The sequence below is a fragment of the Mongoliibacter ruber genome (genome assembly GCF_003003005.1).
GTDB lineage: Bacteria > Bacteroidota > Bacteroidia > Cytophagales > Cyclobacteriaceae > Mongoliibacter > Mongoliibacter ruber.
Genome location: NZ_PVTR01000001.1, coordinates 733801 through 750589 on the forward strand (window position 1 = coordinate 733801; position 16789 = coordinate 750589).

Below are 16789 nucleotides of genomic sequence, written 5' to 3' on the forward strand. Positions count from 1 at the left end.
ACCACTTTAACTGATCGAGATTTCTATCCTTAATTACACACCATTATAAAGGCAGGTGGGAAATTTTTCAGGGTGAAATGAGTTTCAATATCCTTGAAGTAATTTTTGAATTGATACTTCAATAAATAGGAATAACATATTTGGATGAATTTACCTTCAGTCAAAAGGTAGTCTCTACTTTTCTCACAGATTTCCTGACGTGTAGGTTTGTCTATCAAGCTAAAAGGAAGCGATGAAAATATCAAATCAGCTTTTGCACCATTCAGGTATTTGTCGATGTTAGCGGCAGAGTCATTGATGATTTTGATATTGGACTGGGAGTAGGTTTTTTCCATTTCCTCACAAAAATACTCGTTCACTTCAAAAACTAAGAGGGTGGCACCTTTGTCCATTTTTTCTATGATACCGGCTGTGATACTCCCATCACCTCCACCAAGCTCTACTATAGTCTTGGCGCCTTTGAAATCTGCATAAGAAAGCATTTTGTCCACTAGAGGTTTTGAGCTGAATGTGACTGCTCCTGTAGTAGAGATATTGGTATATAACTCCTTTAATAAGGTACCTTTGTTTCGCATAATAATTGTTTAATTATGCAATATAGGTATTTTCGAAAAAGATTACGTTGTATAAATAATTAAGCCTCTAAAATCATCTATTTCAGTCCCTCACCTCAAGGACTGTTAATTTAATGCTTTTCGCTACTCCTTAGAAAAGGAATAAAAAGTCTAAAAAAGAAAAAAGATTGATCTAGGATAACTTGAGTCAAACAGCGTAATTCCCGAGATATTAATGGTATTGTCTGTGCCAGTAAAAAAATAGATTAGCATTTCAATATGTCCCAACACACCCCGATAAGTTCTAATTTACTGGAAAATATCCAGAAAGGTTTTGTTAAATTTTGGAAGCTTGGTCTTTCATTTATAATTCTGATTATCCTGCTGAGGTTGGTCGAAGTATGGACAGTTTTCAGTATTCATGATTTGGACAAAAGCCAAACATATATTTTTGCTCAGGGTTTGGTTTTTGACATCGCTTGGGCTTTTTACATTCTTGGGCTTTTATTCTTTTTTCACCTTATCACTCACATTTACTTTCCCAGATTTGCCAATGTATTTGTGCAGGTATGCCTTACAGTTCTGATACTATTGCAGGCAGGTCTGTTCTTTTATTTCACCAAAATGCTACTTCCATTGGGGCAAGATCTGTATGCTTACTCTCCCAGTGATATCATATCCACTTTGAAAGCATCAGGAGAACTTAATGTGAAAAATATTATTTTCATTTTAATAGGCTTACCAATAGCTTATCTTATAACGGGATTTGGGAAATGGTTCCCCGTTTCCCTTAAGGTCGCTCAGGTTTTTGCAATCACCTGTTACCTCTATATTCTGGTATTTTATATTTTGGGTTTTGATCAAAAAAAATATAGTTCTGAACTCGATAATTATCTTTTGGTAAATAAGTCCTATTATTTTTATGATCAATCATATGACTATTTTACCACACAAAATTACCTGTATTTCGATTTTTTCCTTGCTGATAAAGGCAGCGAGCAATTGTTAATGAAGAAACAGTTTTTGGATGCAAATTACCCATTTCTACATGATAATGACTACCCTGATGTATTAGGCCCTTTTTTCGAAGAGTTTGATGAGAAACCTGATGTGGTTTTTGTCATCATAGAAGGGATGGGAAAAGCATATTCAGGCGAGGATGCGTACTTGAGGAGTTTTACGCCTTTTTTGGATAGCCTCAGTGAACATAGTTTGTATTGGAAAAATGGGATGTCGACTACAGGCCGAACATTTGGGGTGTTGACTGGTATTTTCGGTTCACTTCCTTACGCAAGAAATGGTTTTATGGAACTTGCTCCAAATTTGCCCAAACATTTGACCTTCCTTTCATTGATGAAGCAAAACGGGTATTTCACTAATTACCATATCGGTGCTGATAAGAATTTTGACAATGTGGGTACTTTTCTCAGTTACCAAAAAGTAGATCGAATACTTGATTTGAGTTCATTTGATCCTGATTTTGAAGAAACACCTTCCAAATCAGGCTTTTCTTGGGGGTATCCCGATAAGGCAATGTTTGAAAACGGTATGAGAAAGATACCAAGAGATTTGGATCAGCCACAGGTAAGTATTTTCCAAACGCAAACGTCACATGACCCATTTATCATTCCCGACGAAGAAAAGTACTTCAGCATGCTTGCTAAATACATGGCAGAGACGCTAAAAATCCCGGCCAATCAGGTAGAAAATTACATGAAATACAGAAGCATGTATGCGAGTTTGCTCTATGTGGATGAGGCCATCAAGGAATTTTTTGATGCCTATAAGTCAATGCCAAAATATGAAAACACCATATTTATTCTGACAGGAGATCACAGACTTCCCGAGGTTCCCATGTCATCTACTATTGACAGGTTTCATGTTCCCATCATTATTTATTCCCCAAAACTAAAAGAATCACGTCGTTTCCATGGGGTTACGACTCACTTCGAAATTACCCCTTCTTTGTTGGCAATGCTTGCCAACCGACAGGAAATGAAGTTGCCTTCTATGGTCTCTTGGAAAGGATATGTGATGGATACATCGGCCGTATTCCAGTCCAAGATTTCAAACCCATTGATGCGGAATAAAAACCAGCTGATAGATTACATTTCAGAGGAGTATGTTTTGTCTGATGATCAACTCTATAAGCTTTCGGACAATATGAACCTTGATCCTATTTATGACAATGCCATAAAAGACAAATTAAAGGCTGAGTTTGAGAACTATAAAAGCTCCAATCGATATGCAACAGAAAACGATCAGATCATTCCGGATAGTCTGAGGGTGTATTTACCGAATTGAAAACCCCAAACACTTAAATGGCCATGAGTGATGACACTCACGGTGAGGAGGAAATACGATTGAAATAAAGAGGAAATATGGTAGAAATACGATTGAAATACAATAGAAATAAGGCTATGGACTAATGCGAAGTGATGTTTTCAATGCTTTTATATTTCTAGTTTAGGCCTTAGAATCCATTTATTGGTAAAGGTGGTGCGTTATCCGAAGGTTGTACCTTCGGATTTATGAGTCTTGAGCTTTTAGCTCAAAAGAATACTAAAATCCTTATCCGGCAATCCCACATCCACAATCCGCCCAACCACAATTTATCGATCATACAATCACTAATACCCTCACCCCCGCCCCCTCTCCCTTAATGGTGAGGGGAGAAACCCTTTGCTTAGAGTTCATTTGTAGTTGGAAATACAAAAGCAATAATCCCTAGTGAAATAGATTATCTCAGACCCCAAAGGGGTCATATGTTTATAGCCTTGGGTTTTAACCCGAGGAAAATAATTGACGTTGTGATTTTGTCTTTTGGCCGCATTATGCTTGCTATTGAACAAAGCTTTTCGCCAAAAACAGGGATGTGGAAGATGACCTCACCTTGAATGTATAGAAATACTATTAACAACCCAAGCGTATTGAAAACCCCAAACGCTTAAATGGCCATGAGTGAAGACACTCACGGCGGCGAAGAAATAAAGAGGAAATACAGTAGAAATACGATTGAAATAAGGCTAAGGACTAAGGCGAAGTGATGTTTTCAATGCTTTTGTATTTCTAGTTTCGGCCTTAGAATCCATTTATTGGTAAAGGTAGTGCGTTATCCGAAGGTTGTACCTTCGGATTTATGAGTCTTGAGCTTTTAGCTCAAAAAGAAACTAAAAATCCATATCCAGCAGTCACACAGTACAACCATCTGGCAAAGTAGAAATACGATTGAAATCGAAGTGCAACGTAGATTCCGAGAACGAAGAGAATCGGGATACAGTAGAAATACAATTAACAACCCAAGCGTATTGAAAACTCCAAACGCTTAAATGGCCATGAGTGAAGACACTCACGGCGGCGAAATAATCCCTAGTGGAATAGATTATCTCAGACCCCAAAGGGGTCATATGTTTATAGCCTCGGGTTTTAACCCGAGAAAAATAATTGACGTTGTGATTTTGGCTTTTGGCCGCATTATGCTTGCTATTGAACAAAGCTTTTCGCCAAAAACAGGGATGTGGAAAATGAACTCACCTTGAATGTATAGAAATACAATAGAAATAAGGCTAAGGACTAAAGCGAATTGAAAACCCCAAACACCGAATGTTCAGGAGTTGTGAAAAACAACTAGAATTCAGCTTTGCCAGAGGTTCAGCTTATTGATAGAAAAAAGCGATAGTGTCTGATCACCGTCCTGTAGGGACAGCCTAAAAATCTATGACATTCGCCATTTCCTTAACAATTTAACTTTTAACGATCTGAATGTCTTTCATCAATTCCCCAGTACCTCCACCTCTTTTCCAGCATCTGCAAGTATATTTTTGAAAAGTGGGTAGTAATAATTCCAGAAAAAACTGGTTGGTTGGGAATAGTCTTCAGCATGAAGGAATAATCGGTACAGCCTTGCCAAAGCATAAAAGCGATGTGAGGTGTCATTCATACGCATATCAGCAAAATCTCCGCTGAAATAGAAAAATTTCCCCTTTTCCCCCAGATTTCTACTTACTGCAGCAGGAAAAAACCGGGGCAATCCCATGTCCCTTAATTTATTGATCCCTGATTCTGTAGGGGATATTTCATAATAGGAAATCACATCATATTCTCTGCTGACCAACACAATATCAATCCAATAAGGATATTTGACTATTTCAGGTATACCATAGCGCTTTTGGTTCTTTTGATCGGACATGATACTGGGGACATCCTTGTTGATATCCAGTCCTGACTCTAAAATCTCAAGTCTTCCCATTTCATGCAAAAACACCAATCCTGAACCTTTGAAACTCCAATCTCCGTTATGCTGCTGTATATAGGTATCGACCATCCATCTAGGCAATTCGTTATTGATAAGTGTGTCCAACTCATCAAAGTAGCGGGCAATCCATCCTGTCCACTTGATACCCACAAGTTCTTCCACCTGCATCCTGATATCTATAGGTGTTGGACTCGCCATGGTATTGAATTCAGCAATTATAAATTTCTCTTTTTCTATGGCAGCGGCCATAAAATCCACATCGGCTTGATCCATTCCACCATAGATTTTTTGAGACCTATAGTCATCAGGGTCTTGGCCAAAATCATTTTCATACACTCCATAGGTATCTGCAAAATATACCAAGCTACTCCTGTCAAGTAGTCTTGATTTCATCTCGGCATCAATAGTATTGAAGTCTGCAATCTTACCCTCATCTATAGTGCTTCCTGGAAAATACCCAAAGTAGTCAGTGGAAGTATCGTAAGGGCTTCCGTCATATTTGAGGTATTTCAGGTGGTTGAGCGTCCAGTGGATTCCTTGATGTTCCTGCGCAGACTCATTTGGGACTGTTTTGTCCAAAACCACGACGTTCAGCACAGCACTTGGCATAAATAGCCAAATTAGAAAACTCGTCAATGGGACAATTCCGAAAATCAAGACCAAAAAACTGACCGATTTGATCAGCAATAGCGTTTCTTGTGGAATCGTTTTTCTGGTAGTTTTTGACATTAGAACCTGAATTCAGTACCTATCGATATATTAAGGTTGTTTCGGAAATTCGTAGCTGAGAGCTCATCCCGTGAGTAACCCACAAAACCAAAACCCATCCATCTATCAGTCCAGAGGTGTTGATAGCCTAATCTCAACCTGTAGGAATTGAGCAATTGACTTTGAAAATCTCTATTTTCTTCATCGGGTGACACTCCAGTTGAAAACTGGGCACTGAAGAAATCCTCTGGTCCTTTAAAGTAATACCGTGCTTGGATATTTCCGGAGGTAGAGGAACCTCCTTGACCTGGTATATAGTTTAGCCTAAGATTCACCCACCAATTGCTCACATACTTACCCAATGAGCCCGTGTAAATATGGGTGTTTTCGGTAAACATCAGGAGCCTGTAACCTCCTTCTATCTCCCATGCTTTTTTCAAATTCCAGAAAACAGAACCTCCAAACCTGAAGCTTGGAAAAAAGGAAGCATTGGAAACACCCAAGTTTATATAACCGTAGGAATTTTCTCCCAAAGAAGGAAAAGCATCTACCTCATATTGGGTTCCTCTGCCATCAAAGCGGTCAGAATGGGTGATTCTGCCGATGATGGATCCGGTTAGGTTCGTTCTTGTCCTGCCATACACCGAATAGGTGTTCCAAGGTGTAAGTGCACCACGAAAATTGTCATAATCATACGTCGCACCCACTGCATTGATCCGTGTAAATCGCTGGACCTGTCGGATGTAATTCAGCAAGCCGTCGATTTTTGCTCCTTTGTTAAAAAGCTCATTGGCCAAGGCCAAGGCCTCTTTGTATTCTTCTGTGTAATATAAATGCCTGGATTTGCGGTATTTTAAGTTAGTAGAACTTGGCCCTACTTTTTCCAAGCCTAATTCAATGATCTCTTTTGCTTTTTCATAGTCTTCAGCATAAAATAAATTATCCACGTAGGCCAAATAAGCATCTTCGTATTGGGGTGAAATGGTAATTGCCTGATCCAAGTAGTAGGAAGCCGAGTCGTACTTGCCATCCCAAGAATAGGACCTGCCAATAAGAATATGGTAATCGCTATAATTGGGATATCTCTCCAATACCATTTTAGCCATTTTTCTGCCTTCATCCCTTTTACCATCCAGAATCAACTTGCGTGCTTCCAAAAACTTCGCATCCGGATCAAAACTTTCCTGAGCTTGCAACACGGCCACTATACCAATTGTCAGCAAAAAGAACATCAATATTGTTTTTTTCATATTGCCTTAATTTTGAGTGACACCTACCTCTTGTTTATCGACAGCCTTTTTGAAACCAGATCGGATCATGATTCCCCAGCCACCTTTGCCTTTGAGGAAATCCCAATGTCCTTTTAATCCCCACCATACTACTCTTGGGTGAATGATAAATGGTTCCAGCAATACTATTTTCAAAAGGCTACGGAGGTCTTTTTTATTCTTGTAATTGTTGTAGGCCATTTGCTCGTACAGAATGCTAAATGACGAAATCAAGACCGAAAAGAAGTAAATCAAAACAAACAATGCCACCAAGTAAATTGCAGAAAAGTCTCCGGTAATGATCATGGCCAAGGTGTAGATGACACCAATGGTCTCCATTATCGGGGCATTTTTTTCGTAGATACTCCAAAAAGGAAATGAAATCATACCCAGAATGCCATACTTTGGATTCATCCCTATTTTCTTATGCAGCTGTAAAGTTTCGATTGTTCCTCTCATCCACCGGTTACGCTGTCTTGACAGAATCTCTTCGGATTCAGGCACTTCAGTCCAACACAACGGATCGGGAACAAATCCTACCTTGTAGGGGACCTTTTCTTCTTCCATGTACCTTCTCATTCGGACTATAAGCTCCATATCTTCACCCACTGTTTGCGGAAAGTAGCCACCTACTTTAAGGACAATTTCTCTGTTGAAAAAGCCAAAAGCCCCTGAAATCAACATCAGTCCATTAATCCTGGTCCAAGCCATTCTACCCATCAGGAAAGACCTGAAATATTCGATAACCTGGAATTTTCCTAAAAGTGAATCCGGAACCCTGTAATCAGTAACAGTACCATCTTTGACCTCACAGTTGTTCGCTACTCCAATCACACCTCCTACAGCGATCACTTTTCGATTTGTCTCTTCCATAAATGGTCTGACCATTCTGGTAAGTGATCCAGACGAAAGAATACAGTCAACATCAATACAGGCAATGACATCCATGGTAGACACATTGATACCGGCGTTGAGGGCATCAGCTTTTCCTCCGTTTTCTTTATCCACAAAAGTGAGCTTTGAAAAAGATCGGTTGGTGGATTTATAAATAGCACGGATTGGCTTGCAATCAATACTTGGATTGAAAGCAAAGTCTGTTTTGACCAGATCGAAGCTTTCAATCATTTTTTCTACAGAATCGTCCTTGGAGCCGTCATTGACAATGATCACCTCAAACTTGGAATAGTGTAGCGTCATTAAACTTTTAGCGTTCTGGACTATATTCAGGCCTTCATTATAGGCAGGTGCAATAATGGAAATGCTTGGGGAAACTGGGCTGGTAACGACATCAAGGTAATCAGCAAACTTGTTTTTGCGCAGGTGGTCCCGCATCTCAAGGGCTGATAATACAGTCATGATCAGGTAAGAAACAATGATGAAGAAACTGTATAATAAGAACAATATCCCCAGAATTTCTATCAGTATTTCAAATAAGAGGCTATACATTTGTCAGGACAGGGTCGTTTAGGTGTAAACATATTTTTCTTTCCCAATCATCAGCTGATTCCCCAAAGTATTCTTCAAACACAATTTTATTAAGCGTGTAGATGGCCTTCATGGCAGCTTTTTTTATGTCAAAATCCTCAGTAACTTGGCTCAATTCAAATAAAGCAACCAAGGATATTTTGTCTCCAATATTCTGAATTAGACTTACCGCTTCTTTTACCAAATCTTTATTTTCAGACTTGAGGTCGGCGTAGATTACATCTAGGCTTTCGACAAATCCAAACATGTTGAAACAGCGAAGGATTTCGATTTTTTCTGGGTCACCCGCTTGGGGGTAATAATTGTTCAAAAACTCCAGTTGATCGACCAATCCCAAATATCTGATCAATTTGACTCCAAAGACCCGTACACTTTCATTTTCGGACTCCAAAAGGAAAGATACATTTCTGTTATTTTTGGTATAGCGGATGATGCGGTAATATATCATCTGTTGCCATTTGGACAGAGGGTACTTTTGATCTGCCAGCACCTTCAAATCTGAATCGCTTGAAATATTCAAAAGTGTGGCTACGGCATTAGACCTGATATAAAAGTTTTCATGGTTGATAAACTGAGCCACTTTGGCTTCTGCTTCCACAACATCCATTTCATTGATTTCCACAATCCCGGTAGTGATGATATCCCATCTTTTTGAGCTGAGTTTCTTGATGGTATGTTTGTCGAGATCAAGTTTTCTGTAGACCAACTTCAATTTGAGCTTGAAGTCGCCTTTCATGTTTTTATTGAGGCTGATGATTTCCTGAATAAGCACATCTTTGAAAAGAGGCTTATGCATCAGGTTTTTGGGAAGTATACCAGCGATATCACCTTTGCTCATATTCTGAATATCTTCCAGGGATTTTTCAAAAAGCAAATTGGACAATGGTTCATAGCAAAGGTCTTTGAACCGCATGACCAAAATATCTTTGTTCCTTTTGTTGGTTTTGATAATAAAAATAACAATCACCAAAACAATAGCTGCCAAAACGAAAAAAGTTAAAAAAGATATAAGAATGATCATCCTGATATCTGTTAATATCTGAATTTTGAGCCTGTAGAATGGTTTGAATGGTATTTTGTTGCCGAGAATGATCAATTCTCCAACATTTACATCTTCTGAAACTTGTGCTTCTTCGATAATATAGAGCTCATTCCTGAGCAGGTTATCAAAATAGGCCTGAAGACCTTCCTCCGAGATGGTTTCATCAAATAAAAATGATTGGATTTCGCCCAACACATTGTGGTGCTTGTAGATGGAATCCTGTAAGGCCTTGGCATCAATAAAAAACTGAAGAGTATCCGTAGCCCACAGATTGGCACTTGATGGGGGATTTAAGGCATAGCCCGAAGCGTCGATATTGCTAGGTAAAGAAACACTATACACAAACCTTACTCCTGGAATTTCTAAGCCTTTTGAAAGCACTTCTTCAACGGGCACAGGTACAAAGTCCTCTTCTGGCTCAGGTTGTTGGGCCTGAAGTGAAAAAAATAAAAGCAAAGCAAAAAAAGTCATTAAAATGTTTTTTTGCTTTGCTGTGATATTTAAGTGACTGAATAACTTCAATTATTGATCAATCTTTGAACCCTGATAGCTAACTCATTTGGGTTGAAAGGCTTGGGAACAAAATCAGAAGCTCCCAAAGAAAACGCTTCCATTACCGTGCTTTCCTCTTCTCCCAGAGAACTTAAAACAATAATAGGAACATTGGGATTTACCTTTTTGGAATAATTGATAATTTCGATGCCATTTTTGAAGGGAATCATCACATCTGTAATGATCAAGTCCGGGCTGGTGTTGTCAATTGCATCCATACCTTTCAATCCATCATCTACAGTAGTGACGTTGTAACCGTCCTTATTTAACCTGAAGCGAACTAGGCTAGAGATCAACTTATCGTCCTCAATAATAAGCACATTTTTCATGGTCAATCGTATTTAGGGTGATTCTGAAACGAAAGATAATTATTAATATAGCAAAAAAAAATCGCCAAAACCGCTTAAAATAATTTAATAACAGTCAAAAAAAATACAATATAATTAAACTGCATTATGAATATTTTAATATGCCGTTCCTAACCTTTTTGACCGAACTAAAAAAAATAACTTTATTACAAAAAAAAACTTTTGTTAGTTTAGAAATCTTAACAAAATCAAAAACCACCAAAATTTATGAATTTGATAACTAGATTCAGGTTGCAGGTTGGTGCCATTGTTTTATTGGTTTTACTTAATTTTTCAACTGTGATGGCACAAAGCGATCCAACAGGTGAAAGAAGGGTAACCGGTACATATGCCATCAAAAATGCTACCATCACCACTTCTCCTGGTAAAACAGTAGAAAATGCCACTATCCTGATCAAAGATGGATTGATTCTGGCCGTCGGTGCTAATGTTACTATCCCCAAAGAGGCACAAATCATCGAGGCGGATTCTCTTTACATTTATCCGGGGTTTATTGACGGAGCGAGCAATGCCGGGGTAAGCAAGCCTACAGATCCGGACAGACCTTCCAATTTCAACCCTTCCAACCCACCAGATGAATTGGCAGGTATCACACCATGGAGATCTGTATTGGATTATTACGACGGTAACAATTCTCAAGTAAGTGAATGGAGAAAAGTCGGTTTTACAATCGCTCAGATACTCCCCGAAGGAGGTATGCTTCCAGGAAAGGCTGCAATTGTAACCCTTGGCGACGCCTCTTCCACTAATGTGTTGGCTCAGCAAACAGCAATGTCAGCAAAATTCAGAGGCATGGGAAGAGGGATGTATCCAGGTACACAACTTGGCGTCATTGCCAAATTTAGGGATTTGTATAAAAACGCAACTTATTCTTCCGAGCATGGCCGCCTATTTGCATCTAATGCGGGGCTTCAACGCCCAGAGATCAATAAAACTTACGAAGCCTTCTATCCTGTCTTAGACAAAAACATTCCTATCATATTTGAGGTCTCAAATGACCTTGAGATAAGAAGAGCCCTTTCATTACAAAAGGAAAACGGGTTCAATATAGTGTTGACTGGAGTGAATGAAGCTGATGCTGTCATTGATGAAATCAAAGCAGCAAATGCGAAGGTATTGCTCAGTATCAAATTACCTGATGATAAAGTCACCAAATCCAAAGTGGAAGATAAGTCTGAAGAAGTACAGGCCAGGACCAAAAGGGTTATAGAAGCCTATGAACTTGCTTTGAAACAAGCCGCGATATTGGAAGAGGCGGGAATTCCTTTCGCTTTTGGCAGTATGGGTGGAAGAAGTGCTGACTTGCACAAAAACATCAAAATTATGATCGAAAATGGATTGAGTGAAACCGCTGCTTTATCAGCTTTGACTACCAATCCGGCCAACATTTTAGGTATTCAAAAATTTGCCGGTAGCTTGGAAAAAGGCAAACTCGCCAACATGGTCATCATGTCAGATCCGATTTTCAGTGAAGATGCTCAAATCAAACATGTAGTAGCAGATGGCTATATTTTCACCTATGATATCAGCAAAAAGAAAAAGGGTGGTGATGAGGAAGCTACCGTGGCTATCGAAGGCTCTTGGGAATATGTATCCGATACTCCTGCAGGCAGTTCGGGTGGCATTATGGATATCAAAAAGGATGGTGACCTTTATACAGGAACCATCAGCTATGATGATCCAGCAGGTGGAGGAAAAGCAAGCTCAGAAATGAAGGACATCAATATATCCGGTAATTACCTGACTTTTTCCTTTGATGTATCTGCAGGAGGAATGTCCATAGATGTTTCCGTGAGTGGCGATATCCTTGGAGATGAGTTTTCAGGCAATATGAGTTTGGCAGACTTTGGCACTTTTCCATTAAATGCCACCAAAAAGCCGAAGCGTAATTAAAATATCCAAAGCTTATGAAAAAGACACATATAATATATACAGGACTTTTGATGATGCTTTGCTTTATAGCACAAGCGCAAACTCAAAAGGGAACTGTTTTGATCAAAAATGCCACGGTGCTGACCGTTACCAACGGCACATTGGAAAATACCGATGTGTTGGTTGAAAATGGCATTATCAAACGAATAGGCAGTAATTTGACTGCTTCCAATGTAGAGACTATTGACGCAAGTGGCAAATACCTCATGCCAGGGATTATTGATGCACACTCTCATGTCGCACTTGATGCCGTCAATGAGGCTACTTCTCCCATTACTTCAGAAGTGAAAATGGCAGATGTTGTCAATCCTTATGACATTGGGATCTACAGGGCTTTAGCCGGTGGTGTTACCATTTCACATGCCATGCATGGTTCTGCCAATGCAATTGGAGGAGAAAATATCACTTTGAAACACAGATATGGCTCAGGAAATCCTGAAAACCTATTTATGAAAGAGGCTCCCCGAACCATCAAATTTGCTCTGGGGGAAAATCCTACAAGGGTACATGGCCGAGGCAATGGCAATCAGCCACGTACCAGAATGGGTGTAGAAGCTGTCATTCGCAATGGATTCAATGAAGCTATTCAATACCAAAAGGCATGGAAGGCTTATGAAGATGCCAAGAAAGTGAAAGGTGCTACACCGATCCCACCTAAATATGATACCAGGTTACAGACTTTGGCTGATATTTTAGATGGAAAAGTAATCATCCACTGCCATTCATATAGGGCCGATGAAATCTACGCCTTGATCAATACCTGTAGAGAATTTGGTATCACAAATATTGTTTTCTCGCACGTCAATGAAGGTTTTAAGGTAGCGCCTGAATTGGCAGAATACACCATGGGAGCATCCGTATTTGCCGATTGGTGGGCATACAAGTTTGAAGTCTATTATTCGACAGCCTACAATGCCGCTATCCTTACAGAAAACGGTGTCATTACATCCATCAATTCTGACTCTGGGGAGTTGATCCGTCACTTGTACCACGAAGCAGGCAAAGCACAGCGCTATGGTGAGTTGGATGACGAGCAGACCTTGGCATTGATCACCATCAATCCAGCAAAACAGCTTGGAATCGCTGATAAGGTTGGTTCTATCGAAGAAGGAAAACAAGCCGATTTGGTGATTTTCAACGAACATCCATTATCAGTATATGCCATTCCTCAGATGACATTTGTAGATGGTGTGAAGTATTTTGACATCAATGATGACAATGACGACATGCGATTGAAAGTAAGTGCTGCTGAAACAGTCGAGCCTATTTTCCTTAAGGAGCATGACCACAAATGCATGCACGGTGTGGATTTCTTCTTCACCAACTTTGGCAGAAACTTATTTGACCATTCCCATTAATCATCGAAAATGAAGGAATTAAACATGAAGAAGACATATAAAATATTATATACCCTAGCCTTATTGGTGCTGCCATTTATGGCCCAGGCCCAATTTGACGGTGAGTTTATCAAGCCACGAAACGGCAAGTTTTTGCTTCAGAATGCCACTATTGTCACGGTGACCAACGGTACCATTGAAAATGGGAGTGTATTGATTGAAAACGGCAAAATAGTCCGAGTAGGCACAAATGTGCCAGCTGGAGATGCAGAAGTACTGGACTGCAGCGGACATTATATCTATCCGGGTATGTTTGACGGAGGAAGTAGGCTAGGTCTAGTGGAAGTGAACTCACTGGCAGAAACTCAGGATTTCGCCGAAATTGGTTCGGTAAGCCCGAATATGCAGGCCTTGGTAGCTGTGAATCCCAATTCAATAGCCATTCCGGTTACCAGAGTATCAGGGGTGACCACCACTTTGGCAGTACCTTCAGGAGGTCTTTTCCCAGGTACAGCTGCCTTGATCAACCTCAATGGCTACACACCTGATCAAATGTATGCAGGTTTCAAAGGGGTCGTGATGAATTTCCCCTCTTCAGCCAGAAGAAGTACTTGGGACAGAAGAAGTGATGAGGACATCAAAAAAGAAGCGGACACAGCCCAAAAAACCCTGAATGAGATCTGGGAGAGGGCATCCAATTACCACAAATTAAAATCTGCCGGAGCAGAACTTCAGTTTTATCCGGAAATGGATCAATTGGCCAAGGTGATCTCAGGTGAATTGCCTTTGTTGGTAGAAGTAAATGCAGCATCTGACATTGAAGCCGCCATCGATTGGATCAAGTCCAAAGAAGTCAAAGCCATCCTTACAGGAGTAGCTGAAGGATGGAGAGTAGCGGAAAAAATCGCTGAAGCTAACCTTCCCGTTGTAGTAGGGCCGATGTTATCCATCCCTACAAGGCAGTCGGACAGGTTTGACGCAGCTTATTCCAATCCCGGGAAAATGGCCAAAGCAGGTGTAAAAGTAGTCATCAGGACAAATGATGCTGAAAACACCCGTAACCTTCCTTTTAATGCCGGATTTGCAGCCGCTTATGGAATGGGCAAAGAAGAAGCGCTAAAATCTGTTACCATCTACGCGGCAGAGGTGTTTGGCGTTGCAGACAAATTGGGCAGCATAGAGGAAGGAAAGGATGCCACACTATTTGTGTCCACTGGAGATCCATTCGAGACCAAAACACAAATCAGACATGTGTTTATTGACGGGTACAGGGTACCTATGAGCAATAGGCATATTAAATTGTATCAAGAGTTTTTGGAAAGGTCACCAGGCTTGGAAAAAAATTAAAACTCTCTTAAGTTTGACCACAGCTAAATCAGCTGTGGTTTTTTTGTATCCATTTAAAGAGAATTTATGCGTACCAACACATTTTCAAAAGCTTTTTGTTTTACCCTTCTCATGGCGGCTGGAGCCTTTTTTTCCTGTGAAGAAAAAAATCATGATGCACAGATTGAGGCACTTATACAAGAAATAAAGGAGGAGTTTGCCCCTGACAAAAGAGTAGCCATCTGGGATATCAGTCTGGAAGGAAATGAGATCACTGGTGAAACTGACCAAGAAATGGCCTTGCAGAAGTTTAGGTCAAAACTTGAAGAAAAAGGATTTTCCAATGTAGAGTCAATCACTTTGCTACCTGCAGAGAGTTTAGAGGAAAAAACTCAGGCAGTCGTAACCATATCAGTAGCCAACATTCGAAGCGCAGCAAAACATTCAGCAGAATTAGCTACTCAGGCCCTTATGGGAACGCCCGTCAAGGTATTGAAGCAAGATGGCGGCTGGTATCTGATCCAAACCCCTGATAAGTATATTTCTTGGGTAGATGCTGCTGGTATTGCATTGATGGACAGGCAGTCTTTTTCACAATGGCAAGCCTCTGAAAAGGTAGTGTTCATGCCCCTTAATGGATTCGTATTTGAGGATGAATCCAAGACATCATGGTTGAGTGATTTGGTAGCAGGTAATATTTTGGAAGTGATGGAAAAAAGAGGTTTGTGGTATGAGGTAAAGCTTCCCGACGGAAGAAAAGGATTGGTATCAGCTACAGAGGTACAGGATTTTGAAGCATGGAAAAACAGTAGGTCTTTGACTTCAGAAAACCTGATCAGCACAGCCAAATCCATGATGGGCAGTCCCTATCTCTGGGGTGGTACGTCCATCAAAGGCATTGATTGCAGTGGGTTCACCAAAACAATTTTTTACCTCAATGGCCAAGTGATCCCCCGGGATGCCTCACAGCAGATTCACGAAGGCGACTTGGTGGATGACAGCAAAGACTGGAGCAAGTTGGAGGTAGGTGACCTTTTATTTTTCGGAGAAAAGGGCACAGCGGACAAAAAAGAAAGGATTGTGCACGTTGGAATGTGGATTGGAGACAATTCCTTTATTCATTCCCGTGGTTTGGTCCGTATCAGCAGCTTTGACGAAGACAGCCCCAACTATGACGAGTACGAACTAAACCGCTACCTAAGAACCAAGAGGGTAATAGGTAAAGAAAATCCCAATATCACCAGTGTAGAGAATAGTTTAACATTTGAGTAAAGACAGGTTGAAGCTAGTGTCGTAAACGGTTTCGTCAATTGTGATGTAGTTAAATCTTTAATGGTTAAAAAATTAAAAATGTTAAAGGTTGGGCGGATTGTGGGTGTAGGTAATTTCGACGTTGTGAGTCAAAAGCGAGGCTTATCTGCGTTCATCTGCGATATCTGCGGAAAAAAAAATGCATCGTAAACTTGCCTCCCGGAAGGATAGGTTGTAAATCAAAAGACCAACACCCCAAAAACCACCTACCCTTTCATCCTTCCTCATCCCTGTTTTTGGCGAAAAGCTTTGTTCAATAGCATGCATAATGCGGCCAAAAACCAAAACCACAATACCAACTTTTATCCTCGGGTTTCAACCCGAGGCTATTAACATTTGACCCGTTTGGGGTCAGAGACAGTCTATTCCACTAGGGATTATTTCGCCGCCGTGAGTGTCTTCACTCATGGCCATTTAAGCGTTTGGGGTTTTCAATTCGCTTGGGTTTTTAATTGTATTTCTACTGTATTTCTATACATTCAAGGTGAGTTCATCTTCCACATCCCTGTTTTTGGCGAAAAGCTTTGTTGAATAGCAAGCATAATACGGCCAAAACCCAAAACCACAATACCAACTTTTATCCTCGGGTTTCAACCCGAGGCTATTAACATTTGACCCCTTTGGGGTCAGAGACAATCTATTCCACTAGGG

General features: G+C 40.3%; 12 protein-coding genes. 6 read left to right on the top strand and 6 right to left on the bottom strand.

Translation table 11 applies throughout. The annotated features are described in order from the left end of the window. Positions 1-29 precede the first annotated feature (29 nt). Positions 30-575, bottom strand: a complete 546-nt coding sequence (locus tag CLW00_RS03235; protein WP_106132170.1) for a class I SAM-dependent methyltransferase — start codon at positions 573-575, stop codon at positions 30-32. A 258-nt stretch (positions 576-833) separates the two neighbouring features. Here CLW00_RS03235 and CLW00_RS03240 point away from each other — a divergent pair, with 258 nt between their 5' ends. Beyond that, positions 834-2858, top strand: a complete 2025-nt coding sequence (locus CLW00_RS03240; RefSeq protein ID WP_106132171.1) for an LTA synthase family protein — start codon at positions 834-836, stop codon at positions 2856-2858. A 1031-nt stretch (positions 2859-3889) separates the two neighbouring features. Further along, positions 3890-4093, top strand: coding sequence for a hypothetical protein (locus CLW00_RS03245; RefSeq protein ID WP_146131361.1), 204 nt, complete (start codon positions 3890-3892; stop codon positions 4091-4093). A gap of 233 nt (positions 4094-4326) precedes the next feature. Here the strand turns inward: CLW00_RS03245 and CLW00_RS03250 are convergent, their stop codons facing one another. The 5 genes from CLW00_RS03250 to CLW00_RS03270 are packed head-to-tail and all read right to left on the bottom strand — an operon-like array spanning position 4327 to position 10193. Then, positions 4327-5538 carry a hypothetical protein gene (locus CLW00_RS03250; RefSeq protein WP_106132173.1) on the bottom strand — a complete coding sequence of 404 codons (1212 nt, stop codon included), beginning with the start codon at positions 5536-5538 and terminating at the stop codon, positions 4327-4329. Then, entirely contained in the window at positions 5538-6767 is a 1230-nt protein-coding gene (locus CLW00_RS03255) for a YaiO family outer membrane beta-barrel protein (protein ID WP_106132174.1), read from the bottom strand. The genes CLW00_RS03250 and CLW00_RS03255 overlap by 1 nt, the downstream gene beginning before the upstream one ends. Before the next feature lie 6 nt (positions 6768-6773). After that, entirely contained in the window at positions 6774-8231 is a 1458-nt protein-coding gene (locus CLW00_RS03260) for a glycosyltransferase family 2 protein (RefSeq protein ID WP_106132175.1), read from the bottom strand. Then, a complete protein-coding gene (locus CLW00_RS03265) occupies positions 8224-9783 on the bottom strand; it encodes a HEAT repeat domain-containing protein (RefSeq protein WP_106132176.1) in 1560 nt (519 codons plus the stop codon). The genes CLW00_RS03260 and CLW00_RS03265 overlap by 8 nt, the downstream gene beginning before the upstream one ends. Before the next feature lie 47 nt (positions 9784-9830). Beyond that, the gene (locus tag CLW00_RS03270; RefSeq protein ID WP_106132177.1) at positions 9831-10193 is read right to left on the bottom strand and encodes a response regulator transcription factor; all 363 of its coding nucleotides are present in this window, start codon (positions 10191-10193) and stop codon (positions 9831-9833) included. A 246-nt stretch (positions 10194-10439) separates the two neighbouring features. Here CLW00_RS03270 and CLW00_RS03275 point away from each other — a divergent pair, with 246 nt between their 5' ends. The 4 genes from CLW00_RS03275 (at position 10440) to CLW00_RS03290 (ending at position 16099) form a co-directional block, all read left to right on the top strand. Continuing rightward, positions 10440-12125: an amidohydrolase family protein gene (locus tag CLW00_RS03275; protein ID WP_106132178.1), complete on the top strand. Its 1686-nt coding sequence runs from the start codon at positions 10440-10442 to the stop codon at positions 12123-12125. 53 nt (positions 12126-12178) lie between these two features. Beyond that, entirely contained in the window at positions 12179-13522 is a 1344-nt protein-coding gene (locus tag CLW00_RS03280) for an amidohydrolase family protein (RefSeq protein ID WP_425437936.1), read from the top strand. A 24-nt stretch (positions 13523-13546) separates the two neighbouring features. Beyond that, positions 13547-14848: an amidohydrolase family protein gene (locus CLW00_RS03285; protein ID WP_106132240.1), complete on the top strand. Its 1302-nt coding sequence runs from the start codon at positions 13547-13549 to the stop codon at positions 14846-14848. A 66-nt stretch (positions 14849-14914) separates the two neighbouring features. Further along, positions 14915-16099 carry a C40 family peptidase gene (locus CLW00_RS03290; protein ID WP_245917154.1) on the top strand — a complete coding sequence of 395 codons (1185 nt, stop codon included), beginning with the start codon at positions 14915-14917 and terminating at the stop codon, positions 16097-16099. The last annotated feature ends 690 nt before the right edge of the window (positions 16100-16789 follow it).